Raw genomic sequence first — 13,120 nt, forward strand, 5'->3', positions numbered from 1 at the left:
GGCATTGGCGGTGACGCTGGGCGGCGGCTATGCCACCGACCCGGCCGATGTCGCCCGCCGCCACGCGCTGGCGCTCAGCGCCAGCTGGCAGGCCTGGCAGGCGGCGACGGGGGAAATGCCGCAGGCGGCGCGTATCGGGGCATGATGAAGATGGATGCGCCCGCGCCCGGCTCCGCTCCACCCGCCGCCACCCTGGCGACGGCGCTGATGCTGCGCGTGGCGCAGGGCGACAGTGCCGCCTTCACCCAATTGGTGCGCTTGCTCGAACGGCCGGCGCTGGCGCTGGCGCTGCGCACGCTGATGGACCGGGCCGCCGCCGAAGACGTGTGTCAGCAGGCCTTCACCCGGCTGTGGACGCATGGGGCCCGCTTCGATCCGGCGCGCGGCAGTGCCGACGCCTGGTTCCGCCGTATCCTCGTCAATCTCTGCCTCGATCGCCGCCGCGCGCTGCGGCCGGTTCAATCGCTGGAGGCCGCCGCCGAGATCGCCGACTCCAGCCCTGACCCGGAAGCGGCCGCCATCCGCGCCGATGGTCAGGCCCGATTGGAAGCGGCAATGGCCCGGCTCAATCCACGCCAGCGCCTTGCTCTGGCCCTTTTCCACGGCGAAGGCCAATCGATGGCCGACATCGCTGCCCAGATGGAGACAACGGCCAAGGCGGTCGAGGGATTGCTCGGCCGCGCCCGTAATGAATTGCGAACCCTGATGAACGAAAGCCCATTGAAGTGACTGCCGTCCTCTCTGTCGAAATTGCGCTGGAACTGATTGCCAGCCATGGCGCCGATCCGGCGCGTTGGCCCGCCGACCAGCGCGCTGGCCTGCTGGCGCTGGCCGCAGCGGATGCGGATGTTGCCGCCGCCCTGGTCGATGCGCGCGCTCTCGATGCGCAGCTCGCCGGTTGGGCCAAGGCACCATTGGAGGGTGCCGGTATCGATATTGCCACCATCCTCGCGTTGCCGCAGGACGGTGCCGCTGCACCGCGCCGCGCCAATGGTTGGCGCCCGGCCCTGCTGGCCGCCAGCCTGGCGCTGGTGGTGGCTGTGGGCGGCTGGCTGGGCCTGTCGGGCCAGATGACCGATACCGGGCCTCAGGAAATTGCTGCTGCCTCGCCGTCGGCCGGGGCAAGCGCGAGCGAAGTCGATGATGGCTTTGCCTATGTGTTCACGCCGACCGCTGCCGAGGAAGACCTGATATGAATGCCAAGTTGCTGCTGCTGGCGGCGCTGATTGCCGCGCCTGCGGTTGCCCAGCCGGCGCCGCCCCCACCGCCGCCCGCCCCGATGGGTGGCCCGCATGGCCCGGGCATGGCGATGGGCGCCCGCATGTTCCCTTCCATGAGCGAGGCGGGCCGCCAGATAATGCAGGACGCGATGATGGCCGGCGGTGGCCACCGCGACGAACGCGCCCGGATCGAAGCCGCGCGCGACAAGATGCTGGCCGCGCTGGAATCGGACCGTTTCGATGCTGCCGCCGTCAAGCGCGCCATGGACGAGGAGCGCTCAATTGCCGATGCCAGCCGCCAGCAGCGCCAGGCCGCGATGCTGACCGCGCTGCAGAAATTGTCACCGGAAGACCGCAAGGCCTTTGTGGCCGACAGCCGCGCCATGAAGGCGCGCATGCAGAGCCGCATGGACGGCTGGCGCGGCAAGTGGCGCGAGCGCATGGACTTGCGCCGGGGCCAGCCGGCGCCGACGTCGCCGCCGCAATCTGAACTCTGATGTCGATCCCGCGATGAAACCTAGGCCCGCCAGCCCGTCTGGCGGGCCACTTCCTTCCAGGTGAGCTCCGCCAGCCGCCGGACCACCGGGCCGGTGTGGCCATTGCCCACGGCCTGCCCGTCGATGCGCACCACCGGCAGGATCGGTGCAGTGGTGGAGGTGAGGAAGGCCTCGTCAGCGGCGAGCGCTTCGGCCAGGGTGAAGGGGCGTTCCTCCACCGCCAGTTGCGCCTCGCGGGCGAGCCGGATCAGGCTGTCGCGGGCGATGCCGGGCAGGATTTCGGTGCCGGTGGGATGGGTGATGATGCGGCCGTCCTTCACGATCCAGGCATTGGTGCTGCTGCCTTCGCGCACCGTTTCGCCACCATCTCCCTTGGCAACCATCCAGGCCTCGAACGCGCCGGCCTCCTTGGCGGCCTGCTTGGCCAGCACGTTTGGCAGCAGGCCCGTTGTCTTGATGTCGACACGGCCCCAGCGGTTGTCAGGCTGGGTGATGACGGCGATGCCGGTTTCGAGCTGGCGGATGCGCTGGGCGAAATCGAAGCGCCGCACGGTCATGACCAGGTTGGCTGGTGCGCCGCCCGGAAAGCTATGATCGCGCTTGGCCGTGCCTCGGCTGACCTGCATGTAGATGATGCATTCACTGTGGCCATTGGCGGCGATCAGCCGGCGCGCCTGCTGGGTAAGCGGGCCATCGGCAATGCCGAGCGTGATGCCGAGCTCGCCCAGGTTGCGGCGCAAGCGGACGAGGTGTTGCTGCCAATCCAGGATGCGCCCGTTCATCACCGCGCACACTTCATAGACGGCGTCACCGAACTGGGTGCCGCGATCCTCCACATGCAGGCTGGCGTCGGCCAGCGGCAGGATGTGGCCATTGACATAGGCCAGTTGCGGCATGGTGTTGCGCTCCCCGTGACGTGTGGTCGAGAAGCGTCTAGCGGCAGGCTCGCCCGATTGTCGAGAGAGAGACGATGACCACCCAGCTTGCCTGGTTCCGCAATGATCTGCGCCTGGCCGATCACGCCGCCCTGATTGCCGCGGCGGATCGTGGAACGGTGGCGGCGCTGTTCGTGCTGGATGATGAGACACCGGGGGCCTGGAAGATGGGTGCGGCCCAGCGCTGGTGGCTGCATCACAGCCTGGTCAGCCTGTCGCGCAGCATTGCCGAGCGCGGTGGCCGGCTGATCCTGCGCCGGGGCCGGGCCGGGCCGATCGTCAAGGCGCTGGCGGCTGAATTGCGCGCCGAGGTGCACACGCTGGTCCACCACGAGCCGTGGGCGGTGGCGCAGGAGGACGAAGCCGGCACCGTCACCCGCCATCACGGCACCACACTGGCACCGCCGGCCACGGTGCTCAGCGGCACCGGTGGGCGCTATCGGATCTTTACGCCGTGGTGGCGGAAATTGCTGGAACAGATGCCGCCGCCGCGCCCGCGGCCCGTGCCGGATCTGCGCTGGGCCGATGTGGGCGCCATTTCCAGCGATGATCTGGCCAGTTGGGCCCTGCTGCCCACCAAACCCGATTGGTCCGGTGGCTTCCGCGACTGGCAGCCGGGCGAGGCCGGCGCGGCGGCGCGGCTGGCTGATTTCGCGCGCCGCGCCGCTCGCTATGACGAGGCGCGCAACCTGCCGAGCGTGGAGGGCACCTCCCGCCTGTCACCGCACCTGGCGCTGGGCGAGATCTCGATCAACACCGCCTGGCACGCCATCGCCGACGCGGTGGGAGAGCGCGTGGCCGAGCCCTGGCTGCGCGAACTGGGCTGGCGGGATTTTTCCGCCAACATCATCGATCAGTTCCCCGATCATGGCGACGCGCCCAATCGCGAGGCCTTTGCGCGCTTCCCCTTCCTTGATGATCCGGCCGGCTATCAGGCCTGGTGCAAGGGCCAGACCGGCTACCCCATCGTCGATGCCGGCATGCGGCAGCTGTGGGAAACCGGCTGGATGCACAACCGGGTGCGCATGATCACGGCCAGCTTCCTGGTGAAGCACCAGCTGATCGACTGGCGGCTGGGCGAGCGCTGGTTCTGGGACACGTTGCTCGACGCCGATTATGGCAACAACGCGCAAGGCTGGCAGTGGGTGATGGGATCGGGCGTCGATTCATCACCCTTCAATCGCATCTTTGCGCCGGTCGGCCAGAGCGCCAAGTTCGCCGCTGCCGGCTATATCCGCCGCTGGGTGCCGGAACTGGCGAAGCTGCCGGATGACGCCATCCACGCGCCATGGGAGGCCGGGGTGGCGCTGATCCGGGCCGGCGTGAAGCTGGGCCGCGATTATCCGGCACCCATCGTCAATCACGAGGCCGCCCGCGCTCGCGCGCTGCAAGCGTGGGCGGCCGTGAAGGCGGCCTAAGCGAGATCGAACACCAGCGCCTCCGCGCCATCGTCCGACGACAGCGCCAGCGTGCCAATGTCCTTGACGGCCAGGCCATCGCCCTGGCGCAGTTCATGGCCATCAACGACCAGATTGCCCTTTGCCACCTGCACCCAGGCATGGCCGCGGGTGATCGGGGCGGTGAGCGCACCGCCCGGCGCCAGCACGGCGCGGGCGATGCTGGCGTCGCTGTGGATGGTCACCGCGCTGTCGGGCGCGTCTGGCGCCGCCACGATGTCCAGGCGCGATTCACCCTCGGCCACGGCCGGCAGCGTCTTCTGCTCATAGCCCGGCGCGATGTCGCGCTGGTTGGGCAGCAGCCAGATCTGCAGCAGGTGCACCGGATCGCTCTCGCTGGCGTTGAACTCGCTGTGGCGGATGCCGGTGCCGGCGCTCATGCGCTGGGCTTCACCGGGCCGGATCACGGCGCCGCTGCCGATGCTGTCGCGATGCTCCAGCGCGCCATCGAGGATGTAAGTGACGATCTCCATATTGTCGTGGGGGTGGGTCGGGAAACCGCCACCGCCGGCAATGCGGTCCTCGTTGATCACGCGCAGCGCACGGAAGCCCATGATCTTGGGGTCATAGTAATTGCCGAACGAGAAGCTGTGCTTGGCACGCAGCCAGCCATGATCGGCCTGGCCGCGCTGTTCGGAAAGACGGTGCAGATAGGTGGGCATGATGTTTCCCCTGAACTGTGGTTGCAGCCGATATGGGAAGGCGGGGGCCATGCACCAGATGCAAGGCCGTCGCAGCAGCCATATCAATAGGGTATGATCTCCCCCTGCCAATCGAGCAGCAGGCCGGATTGCGCCGGGGTCGCGTGGTCGATGACGTGCAGCAGGTGGCGGGCGCTTTCTTCGGGGGAGAACAGCGTTTTCACGCCCTTCTGGAACGGCTTTGACAGGCCGGAATCGACCGTGCCGGGGTGCAGCGCCAGCAGGATCTGATCGGGGTTTCGCCGCGCCTGCTCGATCGCCATGGTGCGGATCAGCTGGTTCAGCGCCGCCTTCGACGCGCGATAGCTGTGCCAGCCGCCCAGCCTGTTGTCGCCAATGGAGCCGACGCGGGCCGACAGCGCCGCCAGCACGGTCTTCCGGCCCCTGGCCATCAGCGGCAGCACGGCACGGGCAACGAGCGCCGGGCCGATGGCGTTGACGGCAAAGGCTTGGGCGAGCGCCGCGGCCGAGAGCTGGCTGTTGGCCTTTTCCGGGCTGAGGCCAGCCCCGTGCAGCACGCCGGTCGCGATGAACACCAGATCGGGCGGCGCGGTGAGTGCGGCGGCTGCGGTGTCGATGCTGCCCGGGTCAGTGAGATCAACGCCGCCGGCACGGCTCCAGCGGGTGACCTGGGCGCCATCGGCCCCAAGCAGGTCGGCGCAGGCGCCGCCAATGCCGCCGCTGGCACCGACGATCAACGCATGCAGGCCGGGCCGGAAACTGGGGAGGAGGGACATGCGCCCGCCTTAGCGCGGGCGGGGGGTGAGGGCAGGGGCCCGCGAGGTCGCAGGCTTATTCCTTCTCCATCGTGCACTGCAGCGGGTGCTGGTGCTGGCGCGCGAAATCGATGACCTGGTTCACCTTGGTCTCGGCCACTTCATAGGTGAAGATGCCGCAGACGCCGACGCCGCGCTGATGCACGTGCAGCATCACCCGCGTCGCGTCCTCGATGCTCATCTTGAAGAAGCGCTGCAGTGTGAGGACGACGAACTCCATCGGGGTATAATCGTCGTTCAGCATCAGCACCTTGTAGAGCGCCGGCTTGGCCGTCTTGGTTTCGGGCTTGGTGGCCAGGCCCACGCCGGTGCGGCCGCCGCCGCCAGCGTCGCGCTCTTCATCAGTCAGGCGCGGTTCAATCTGGCGCTGAGCAAAACCAGGCATCATCAAGGGGAAAACCCGCTGCGAAAGGGGAGCAATTCACCCCTATATAACAAAAATGCGCCGCGAAAAAAGGGGCATGGCGGCGCGGCAGCGTCGCACGCAAAAGGGGCGAGCCGCCGTACTGGCTGCTCGCCCCTGATGCTTCGGGCTGTCCCGGCAGGGCCGGGGCTGCGCCTTACTTGGTGGTGAAGGCCGCCTTCAGCTTGTCAGTCACGACGGCAACCTGGTTCTGCACCGGCTCCATCACTTCGCCGGCGAGCTTGATCATCATCTCGGTCAGCTTGCTGTAATCGGCAACGGCGTTGTCGAACTGCGCCTTGGCGAAGTCGCTCTGCAGCTGCATCAGCTCGTTCGGGGTCTTGGCCGAAGCCAGGGTCTTCACCATGGCGGTGGTGTCTTCGAACGACTTCTTCGACGATTCGGTCAGGTGGGTCATCACCTGCTCGACACCGGCAGTGGCGGCCTTGGCCGACGCGATCAGCGCTTCGACATTGGCGCGGCTGATCTCGGTCAGCTCTTCCATATTCTTCATGCTGGCTTCCACCGCTTCCTTCGACTTGGCGGCAACCTTTTCCATCGCGGCCTTGCCGTTGTTGATGGCGGTTTCAGCCTGCGTGTTCAGCTTGCTGACGGTGGAGCGGACGGCGTCCTGGGTGGTTTCAAAAGCAGTGGCCATGTTCAATTCCTTCGAAAGTGCGGCGGCAAGGGGAAATATGCGCGCGCTGGGCTTCGTGTCTGCAACCGCGGCTGGTTCCACCGCGGGGGCGGCTTCAACCAGGGCAACAGTCTCCGCCGGGGCGGCGGGCGGCGCCGTCACCGGAGCGTCCACTTGCGTGGCAGCAACCGGTTCGGCGGCCGTGACCACCGCTTGCCCTGCCGAAGTCTCGACCGAGGAAACAGCAGTCTGCTTCAAAGCCGGGGCGGGAGCCGCCTTCGCCACGCGCCGTGCCTTGGCCGGTGCGGCCTTGGACTTGGGTGCAGAGGTCTTTGCGGTCATCGTCGTCTCCGGCTTTGCTGCAATGCAACATATGCGCGGCGGCGGCGGCTTTCAAGAGGCTTTATGTTGCAGCGCAACAAAATTCTACAGCAGGGGGCTCAGCTCCAGCGCAAACCATTGCTATCACAGGAAAGCTGCTTGCCGGCCCGGGCCGCTGCCGTCACCAGCATCTGGGCCACGGCGCTGCGGTTGTCGGCTGCGGGTGCACCTGCGAACACCGCGGCGACCGAATCGGGCCAGTTGCAGCCCTGCGCCACCTCTACCCCCTGTTCGTCCACCCGGATGCCGCGCATGCGGTTAAGATCGGCCACCAGCATGGCGCAGCCGGCGACCAGCGGTGCCATGCCGTCGGCTGCATCGGTGTGGAAGGCCCAATCGACCGGCGTGCCGTCCAGCCCGGCGATCACCAGCTTGCCCAGCGCGGCGCCTGCCATGGCATTTTCGCCAGCACCCAGCGCCAGGCGCACCAGCCGCAAGCGGCCCGTCAGCCGCTTGGCGCCGGACTGGATGAGATCGTTGATCTCGGCATCGGCCTTGTCATTGTCGAGCAGCTCGCTCGCCGTCATCACGCTGGCGATCGGGGTGGCGAGGTCGTGGCACAGCCAACGCACGACAAAGGGGCTGAGGTCACTCATTCAGTTCGCTCCCGGATCGGCAGGTTCGGCGGGTCCGCCATCGTCTTCGTCGCGCAACGTCAGGCCCAGCGCGATCAGGCGGCCATCGCCATCCTGCGCCAGTTCAAAGTCCAATCGCTGGCCTGGCTGCAATTTCGCCAGTCCAGCGGCGTTGACGGCACTCACATGCACGAACACATCCCGCGGCCCCAAGTCGGGCGTAATGAACCCATAACCTTTCTTGCCGTCAAACCATTTCACCAGCCCAGTGGCCATCATGCCACCTCGATGGCGACGGGATGGAAATGCGCTGGGCCGCCGCCGCTGCTGTGCGGGGCCCAGGCGGTCATGTCGCCGGCGGCGATGATCAGCCAGATCTGGCCATTTTCGGTGGCGCGCGCGGCGTCGCGCGCGGAAGGCTCGGCGCGGCCGTTGGGATGGCTGTGCCAGTGGCCGATCACGGCCAGGCCAGTCCCACGCGCCTCGCGATGGGTGGCCAGCAGCGTGGCCGGATCAATCTCGAAACTGCGGGCTGGATCATGCGCGACATTGCGGGCTGGCACCAGGCGTTCCACCCGGCCTCCCGTCCCCAGCAGCAGCCCGCACACCTCCACGTCCGGGGTGGCGCTTGCCGTATCCAGCAAAAACTGCCGATCCCCGCTTGATATCTGCAACTTCATGCCGACATGCTTAGGGCCTGAAATCGGGGTTGAACAGGGTCGGCATGGTCAGGAGCAGCGATATGGCTAGGCGCGGGCGCGCTGGCGGGGCTTCGCCCCCCGGCGAGCGACCGCAACGACGCCATATCGCTGCTCCTGACCACCCTTCGGGCGGCGCCAGGAAGGCCGATAGCGCGCTCGTTCGATTGCCAGATAGCGCTGCTATCTGGCTGCACTCACTCACTTCTCTCGGCCTTCCTGGCGCCGTGACGACCCTGTTCAACCCCGATTTCAGGCCCTAGGCCATGGGGCCCAAAGAGTCGATAATCATCACCCTGCCGGCCACGGCAGCGGGGCAGCGTCTGGACAAGGCGCTGGCCGAGGCCGTGCCGCTCTACAGCCGTGAGCGCCTGAAGACTCTCGTGCAGGGCGGGCGCCTGACGGGCCCGGCCGGCGTGATCTGGGACCCGGCGACCAAGATGAAGGGCGGCGAAGCGCTCAGCCTCGACGTGCCGGAAGCCCGCCCGTCCGACACGGTGGCGCAGGACATCCCGCTCAGCATCGTCTTCGAGGATGATCATCTGCTGGTGGTGGACAAGCCGGCCGGCCTGGTCGTGCATCCGGCGGCCGGCAATTATGATGGCACCATGGTCAACGCGCTGCTGCACCATTGTGCCGGGCGGCTGTCGGGCATTGGCGGGGTGGCACGGCCGGGCATCGTTCACCGTATCGACAAGGACACGTCCGGGCTGCTGGTCGTCGCCAAGACCGACAAGGCCCATGAAGGCCTGGCCGCGCAGTTCGCCCGCCATGATGTCGATCGCCGCTATACCGCCGTCGTCGCCGGCGTGCCGGTGCCGCCGGCCGGCCGCATCGAAGGCGCGCTCGCCCGCAGCACGACCAACCGCCAGAAGATGGCAATCGTGAAGGATGGCCGCGGCAAGCATGCGGTGACGCATTTTCGCACCGTGACGGCGTTCGACCAGGCAGCCCAGGTGGAGTGCCGGCTGGAGACGGGGCGCACCCACCAGATCCGCGTTCACATGGCGTCCATCGGCCATGCCCTATTGGGCGATGCCGTGTACGGACGCACCCCCGGCAAGCTGGCCCCCGTGCTCAAGGGCCTGGGCTTTGATCGCCAGGCCCTGCACGCCGCCACACTGGGGTTCGTGCATCCCGTGACCCAAGAAAAGCTTTCTTTCGAAAGCGCCCTGCCAGCCGATATGGTGGCGTTGATCGGTCGCCTTTCAGGGACCGAGTGAGGAGTGAAGCGATGAGTTCGAACCTGCCCGTCGTCAAGCAGACGAGCATCCCGGCGCTCGGATCAGAGGCCGGATTGAACCGCTATCTGGCCGAAATCCGCAAGTTCCCGCTGCTCAGCCCGGAGCAGGAATATATGCTGGCCAAGCGCTGGCAGGAGCATCAGGACCCGGAAGCCGCCACCAAGCTGGTGACCAGCCACCTGCGCCTCGTCGCCCGCATCGCCATGGGCTATCGCGGCTATGGCTTGCCGGTGAACGAGCTGATTGCCGAGGGCAATATCGGCCTGATGCAGGGTGTGCGCAAATTTGATGCCGAAAAGGGCTTCCGGCTGGCCACCTATGCGATGTGGTGGATCAAGGCGGCGATCCAAGAATATATCCTGCGGTCGTGGAGCCTGGTGAAGATCGGCACCACCGCCGCCCAGAAGAAGCTGTTCTTCAACCTGCGGCGCATCAAGGGCAAGATCGGCGCCGTCGAGGATGGCGACCTGCGGCCCGAACAGGTTGAGCACATCGCCACCACTTTGGGCGTCGCCGAAGACGAAGTCGTCTCGATGAACCGGCGCATGGGCCATGGCGGCGATGCCAGCCTGAACAGCCCGCTGCGCGAGGAAGGCGAAGGCGAGTGGCAGGACTGGCTGGCCGATGATGGCCCGCTGGCCGACGAGCTGCTGGCCGACAGCGAGGAGCGCGACCAGCGCCACACGCTGCTGGTACAGGCGATGGCGACGCTCAACGAGCGCGAGCGCGACATCCTCACCCAGCGCCGCCTGATCGACGAGCCGGAAACGCTGGAGGAACTCTCCCAGCGCTATGGCATCAGCCGCGAGCGTGTGCGCCAGATCGAGGTGCGCGCCTTCGAAAAGCTGGCCAAGGCCATGCAGGAAGCGGCCACCGAACAGCGCCTCTTGCCCGAACAGGTGTAATCGCACGTCCAACGCATTGACGCGGGGCGGTTCCCCGCGCCAGATGCGCGCATGATCGCACGCGCGCTGGGGCTGCTGACCCGTTGGTTCTTCTCGCTGCTCGGCCTGTTCATCGTGGCCAGCATGGTGTGGGTGCTGGCCTATCGCCTGCTGCCGGTGCCGATGACCTGGATGATGGCGCGCGACTCCCTCGACGGCAAGGCGGTCCAGCACACCTGGGTGCCGCTGACCGCCATGTCACGCGCCCTGCCGCGGGCCGTGATCGGGGCGGAGGATGCCAATTTCTGCTACCACGGCGGCTTTGATTGGGAGGCCATGAAGGCCGCCGCCCGCGCCAATTACCAGGGCAAGAAACTGCGCGGCGGCTCCACCATCAGCCAGCAGGCGGCCAAGAATGTCTTCCTGTGGCCGGAACGTTCCTATCTCAGGAAAGGCCTGGAAGCCTGGTTCACCGCCCTGATCGAGATCGGCTGGGGCAAGGCGCGGATCATGGAAATCTATCTGAACGTGGTCGAGATGGGGCCGGGGATTTATGGCATGGCATCGGCTTCGCAGCATTATTTCGGCACCACGGTGGACAAGCTCAGCCCCAAACAGGCGGCGCGGCTGACCGCCATCCTGCCGCAGCCGATCAAGCGCAGCGTTTCCAAGCCGTCGAAAACCGTGCGCCGCTATGCCCGGCGCATCGAGAAGCGGGTGGCCGTGGTGGCCGACGAGGGGATCGACGCCTGCCTGTGGAAGTGAACCCTCTCCCATGTAGGGAGAGGGTCGGCTCGCACCCCTTGGTGCGAGCGGGGTGAGGGTCAGGTCGTCGGCACGACCAGATATTTCTGCCCCGTCGCCCGGCGATACCAGCCGGCCACCGCCTCGGGCTCCAGCATGCCTTCCAGGCTGACCTTGTGGCTGTAATGGCTGGCAAAGGTGGTGGTCAGTTCATCGGCGACGCGCTGTTTCAGCCGGGCATAGGTGCCGGGGCCGAACGTGCGCATCCGCGGGAACAGCAGCCAGCCGCCCATCGACCAGGCCATGCCGAAACCGCGCCCGAACGTCGTCGGGCTCATGTCGAGCCCGCCATAGATATAGACCTGCTTCAGCACTTCCGAGCCATAGCGGCTGTAGCCGCCAGCGCGGGCGTTGATGGCGGCTTCCATGGCGGTGAGGATCTGCCCGGCGAGCTGACCACCACCGATGGCATCAAAAGCCAGGGTGGCGCCGGTTTCGGTGCAGGCGGCAATGAGTTGCGCCATGAAGTCAGGCGCCGTCGAATCGATCACGTGGGTGGCGCCAATGCCTTTCAGGATGGCAGCCTGCTCGGCCGAGCGCACGATGTTGACCAGCGGCACGCCATCGGCCTTGCAGATCTTCACCAGCATCTGGCCCAGGTTGGAGGCCGCGGCGGTGTGGACAATGGCGCTGTGGCCTTCGGCCCGCATCGTCTCGACAAAGCCCAGCGCGGTCAGCGGGTTGACGAAGCAGGAGGCGCCCTGTTCGGCGGTGGCGCCGTCGGGCAGCACCAGCGCTTCCTCCGCCTTCACGACGCGATACTCGGCATAGGTCGCGCCGCCGATGATGGCGACCTTCTTGCCCAGCAGATGCTCGGCACCGGCGCCGGCGGCAACCACGGTGCCCGCGCCTTCGTTGCCGCACGGCATCGCCTGATCGACGCGCGCTGCCATCGCCCGCATCATCGCCGGCGGCACCGCGGCGCGGATCGCGCCCGGCTCGCCGCGCACAGTCGTCATGTCGGCCGCGCCCGTGAGCAGCCCGATGTCGGACGGGTTGATCGGCGCCGCCTCGATGCGGATCTTGATCTCGCCGGCCCCGGCCTCCGGTTCCGGCACCTCTGCCAGCGCCAGGATGAGTTCACCGGCAGCGGTGATGGTCGATTGAAGCTGGCGCATGGGTCGTATCCTCAGGTTGAAATCAGAAATCCGGCAGCTTGAAGCCCGGCGGCAATTGCATGCCTTGGGTCAATTTGCCCATCTCGGCGCTGCCGGCCTGATCGGCCTTGGCCTTGGCGTCATTGAAGGCCGCCACGATCAGGTCTTCCAGCATTTCGCGGCTGTCGGGCGTCATCAGCGATGGATCGATGCTGAGCCCACGCACCGCGCCGCGGGCAGTGGCGCGCACCTTGACCAGGCCGCCGCCCGAGGCGCCTTCCACCTCGATCTGGTCGAGCTGGGCCTGGGCGCGGGCCATCTGTTCCTGCACGTTGCGGGCGGCGTTCATCAATTCTTCAAGGCTGGGCATGGTTCGTCTCAGGCGCTTTGTTTGAGGGGGGAAAGTTCGGCCTCCGGAAAGGCGGTGAGCAGGGCGGCGACGGTGGGATCAGCGCGCATCTGTTCTTCCAGCGCCGCCAGCCGGGCCAGTTCGGCCTCGCGCAGCGTCGGCTCGCCGCCGTCGGTCTGCCACTCGATCTGCCATTTCTGGCCGGTCCATTCGTCGAGACAGCGGGCAATGCCGACCGGCACATCCTTGGGCAGGCCATTCGCGGCCAGCACCAGCCGCGGCGGGGACCATGTGACCAGCCGCACATCGTCGGTCAGGTGATGCGCCAGCCGCGCCTCGCTCTGGCGGCGGAACAGCGCGACCATGGCCTCGAAACTGGCCGGCATTTCGCCGGCCGGCGGCGCGCTCACGGGCGGGGCGGCGGGCAGGGCCGCGGCAGGCGCGCCTGATGGAGCAGGGGCC

General features: G+C 67.3%; 17 protein-coding genes and 1 pseudogene. 7 read left to right on the forward strand and 11 right to left on the reverse strand.

Features of this window, described 5'->3' with window-relative positions; genetic code table 11:
- Positions 1 to 150: 150 nt before the first annotated feature.
- From GJ693_RS08960 to GJ693_RS08970, 3 genes are read left to right on the forward strand one after another with little or no spacing between them, the layout of a single operon-like run.
- A complete protein-coding gene (locus tag GJ693_RS08960) occupies positions 151 to 729 on the forward strand; it encodes an RNA polymerase sigma factor (RefSeq protein ID WP_207789957.1) in 579 nt (192 codons plus the stop codon).
- Entirely contained in the window at positions 726 to 1,196 is a 471-nt protein-coding gene (locus GJ693_RS08965; RefSeq protein WP_156255969.1) for a hypothetical protein, read from the forward strand. Before GJ693_RS08960 ends, GJ693_RS08965 begins: the two co-directional genes overlap by 4 nt.
- Positions 1,193 to 1,717 carry a periplasmic heavy metal sensor gene (locus GJ693_RS08970; RefSeq protein WP_156255970.1) on the forward strand — a complete coding sequence of 175 codons (525 nt, stop codon included), beginning with the start codon at positions 1,193 to 1,195 and terminating at the stop codon, positions 1,715 to 1,717. Before GJ693_RS08965 ends, GJ693_RS08970 begins: the two co-directional genes overlap by 4 nt.
- Before the next feature lie 20 nt (positions 1,718 to 1,737).
- Here the strand turns inward: GJ693_RS08970 and GJ693_RS08975 are convergent, their stop codons facing one another.
- The gene (locus tag GJ693_RS08975) at positions 1,738 to 2,613 is read right to left on the reverse strand and encodes a D-amino-acid transaminase (RefSeq protein WP_156255971.1); all 876 of its coding nucleotides are present in this window, start codon (positions 2,611 to 2,613) and stop codon (positions 1,738 to 1,740) included.
- A gap of 74 nt (positions 2,614 to 2,687) precedes the next feature.
- Between GJ693_RS08975 and GJ693_RS08980 the strand changes: the two genes are divergently transcribed.
- Positions 2,688 to 4,070 (forward strand): cryptochrome/photolyase family protein, encoded by a 1,383-nt coding sequence (locus GJ693_RS08980; protein ID WP_156255972.1) that lies wholly within the window; start codon positions 2,688 to 2,690, stop codon positions 4,068 to 4,070.
- On the opposite strand, the gene GJ693_RS08985 is transcribed toward GJ693_RS08980, so the two are convergent.
- The 7 genes from GJ693_RS08985 to GJ693_RS09015 form a co-directional block, all read right to left on the reverse strand.
- Positions 4,067 to 4,771: a pirin family protein gene (locus GJ693_RS08985; protein WP_156255973.1), complete on the reverse strand. Its 705-nt coding sequence runs from the start codon at positions 4,769 to 4,771 to the stop codon at positions 4,067 to 4,069. The genes GJ693_RS08980 and GJ693_RS08985 overlap by 4 nt on opposite strands.
- Before the next feature lie 83 nt (positions 4,772 to 4,854).
- Positions 4,855 to 5,547, reverse strand: coding sequence for an SDR family NAD(P)-dependent oxidoreductase (locus GJ693_RS08990; protein ID WP_156255974.1), 693 nt, complete (start codon positions 5,545 to 5,547; stop codon positions 4,855 to 4,857).
- 55 nt (positions 5,548 to 5,602) lie between these two features.
- Positions 5,603 to 5,971 carry an ATP-dependent Clp protease adapter ClpS gene (gene clpS / locus GJ693_RS08995; protein ID WP_408014555.1) on the reverse strand — a complete coding sequence of 123 codons (369 nt, stop codon included), beginning with the start codon at positions 5,969 to 5,971 and terminating at the stop codon, positions 5,603 to 5,605.
- Between the two features lie 175 nt (positions 5,972 to 6,146).
- A complete protein-coding gene (locus GJ693_RS16860) occupies positions 6,147 to 6,647 on the reverse strand; it encodes a phasin family protein (protein ID WP_197042077.1) in 501 nt (166 codons plus the stop codon).
- Between the two features lie 419 nt (positions 6,648 to 7,066).
- Positions 7,067 to 7,603, reverse strand: coding sequence for a hypothetical protein (locus GJ693_RS09005; RefSeq protein WP_156255976.1), 537 nt, complete (start codon positions 7,601 to 7,603; stop codon positions 7,067 to 7,069).
- Positions 7,604 to 7,861 carry a cold-shock protein gene (locus tag GJ693_RS09010; RefSeq protein ID WP_328598827.1) on the reverse strand — a complete coding sequence of 86 codons (258 nt, stop codon included), beginning with the start codon at positions 7,859 to 7,861 and terminating at the stop codon, positions 7,604 to 7,606.
- Entirely contained in the window at positions 7,858 to 8,226 is a 369-nt protein-coding gene (locus GJ693_RS09015) for a M67 family metallopeptidase (RefSeq protein WP_235902765.1), read from the reverse strand. The genes GJ693_RS09010 and GJ693_RS09015 overlap by 4 nt, the downstream gene beginning before the upstream one ends.
- A gap of 320 nt (positions 8,227 to 8,546) precedes the next feature.
- Here GJ693_RS09015 and GJ693_RS09020 point away from each other — a divergent pair, with 320 nt between their 5' ends.
- From GJ693_RS09020 to mtgA, 3 genes are read left to right on the forward strand one after another with little or no spacing between them, the layout of a single operon-like run.
- A complete protein-coding gene (locus GJ693_RS09020) occupies positions 8,547 to 9,503 on the forward strand; it encodes an RluA family pseudouridine synthase (RefSeq protein ID WP_156255978.1) in 957 nt (318 codons plus the stop codon).
- Positions 9,504 to 9,514: 11 nt separating this feature from the next.
- Positions 9,515 to 10,429 carry an RNA polymerase sigma factor RpoH gene (gene rpoH / locus GJ693_RS09025; protein WP_156255979.1) on the forward strand — a complete coding sequence of 305 codons (915 nt, stop codon included), beginning with the start codon at positions 9,515 to 9,517 and terminating at the stop codon, positions 10,427 to 10,429.
- Positions 10,430 to 10,480: 51 nt separating this feature from the next.
- On the forward strand, positions 10,481 to 11,173 hold the full coding sequence (gene mtgA / locus GJ693_RS09030) for a monofunctional biosynthetic peptidoglycan transglycosylase (protein ID WP_156255980.1): 693 nt from the start codon (positions 10,481 to 10,483) through the stop codon (positions 11,171 to 11,173).
- 59 nt (positions 11,174 to 11,232) lie between these two features.
- On the opposite strand, the gene GJ693_RS09035 is transcribed toward mtgA, so the two are convergent.
- The 3 genes and pseudogenes from GJ693_RS09035 to GJ693_RS09045 form a co-directional block, all read right to left on the reverse strand.
- Positions 11,233 to 12,330, reverse strand: coding sequence for a zinc-binding dehydrogenase (locus tag GJ693_RS09035; RefSeq protein ID WP_156255981.1), 1,098 nt, complete (start codon positions 12,328 to 12,330; stop codon positions 11,233 to 11,235).
- Positions 12,331 to 12,352: 22 nt separating this feature from the next.
- Positions 12,353 to 12,679 (reverse strand): YbaB/EbfC family nucleoid-associated protein, encoded by a 327-nt coding sequence (locus GJ693_RS09040; RefSeq protein WP_156255982.1) that lies wholly within the window; start codon positions 12,677 to 12,679, stop codon positions 12,353 to 12,355.
- 8 nt (positions 12,680 to 12,687) lie between these two features.
- A pseudogene (locus tag GJ693_RS09045) lies at positions 12,688 to 13,120 on the reverse strand (DNA polymerase III subunit gamma/tau); the annotation flags it as partial.

This window comes from Sandarakinorhabdus oryzae, assembly GCF_009733735.1.
GTDB classification, from domain to species: domain Bacteria; phylum Pseudomonadota; class Alphaproteobacteria; order Sphingomonadales; family Sphingomonadaceae; genus Sandarakinorhabdus; species Sandarakinorhabdus oryzae.

Bases quoted from the DNA above. Each gene is read 5' to 3' on its own strand.
- GJ693_RS08960 (WP_207789957.1), top strand. From the start codon at position 151: ATGGATGCGCCCGCGCCCGGCTCCGCTCCACCCGCCGCCACCCTGGCG.
- GJ693_RS08970 (WP_156255970.1), top strand. From the start codon at position 1,193: ATGAATGCCAAGTTGCTGCTGCTGGCGGCGCTGATTGCCGCGCCTGCG.
- GJ693_RS08975 (WP_156255971.1), bottom strand. From the start codon at position 2,613: ATGCCGCAACTGGCCTATGTCAATGGCCACATCCTGCCGCTGGCCGAC.
- GJ693_RS08980 (WP_156255972.1), top strand. From the start codon at position 2,688: ATGACCACCCAGCTTGCCTGGTTCCGCAATGATCTGCGCCTGGCCGAT.
- GJ693_RS08985 (WP_156255973.1), bottom strand. From the start codon at position 4,771: ATGCCCACCTATCTGCACCGTCTTTCCGAACAGCGCGGCCAGGCCGAT.
- GJ693_RS08990 (WP_156255974.1), bottom strand. From the start codon at position 5,547: ATGTCCCTCCTCCCCAGTTTCCGGCCCGGCCTGCATGCGTTGATCGTC.
- clpS (WP_408014555.1), bottom strand. From the start codon at position 5,971: ATGCCTGGTTTTGCTCAGCGCCAGATTGAACCGCGCCTGACTGATGAA.
- GJ693_RS16860 (WP_197042077.1), bottom strand. From the start codon at position 6,647: ATGGCCACTGCTTTTGAAACCACCCAGGACGCCGTCCGCTCCACCGTC.
- GJ693_RS09005 (WP_156255976.1), bottom strand. From the start codon at position 7,603: ATGAGTGACCTCAGCCCCTTTGTCGTGCGTTGGCTGTGCCACGACCTC.
- GJ693_RS09010 (WP_328598827.1), bottom strand. From the start codon at position 7,861: ATGATGGCCACTGGGCTGGTGAAATGGTTTGACGGCAAGAAAGGTTAT.
- GJ693_RS09020 (WP_156255978.1), top strand. From the start codon at position 8,547: ATGGGGCCCAAAGAGTCGATAATCATCACCCTGCCGGCCACGGCAGCG.
- rpoH (WP_156255979.1), top strand. From the start codon at position 9,515: ATGAGTTCGAACCTGCCCGTCGTCAAGCAGACGAGCATCCCGGCGCTC.
- mtgA (WP_156255980.1), top strand. From the start codon at position 10,481: ATGATCGCACGCGCGCTGGGGCTGCTGACCCGTTGGTTCTTCTCGCTG.
- GJ693_RS09035 (WP_156255981.1), bottom strand. From the start codon at position 12,330: ATGCGCCAGCTTCAATCGACCATCACCGCTGCCGGTGAACTCATCCTG.
- GJ693_RS09040 (WP_156255982.1), bottom strand. From the start codon at position 12,679: ATGCCCAGCCTTGAAGAATTGATGAACGCCGCCCGCAACGTGCAGGAA.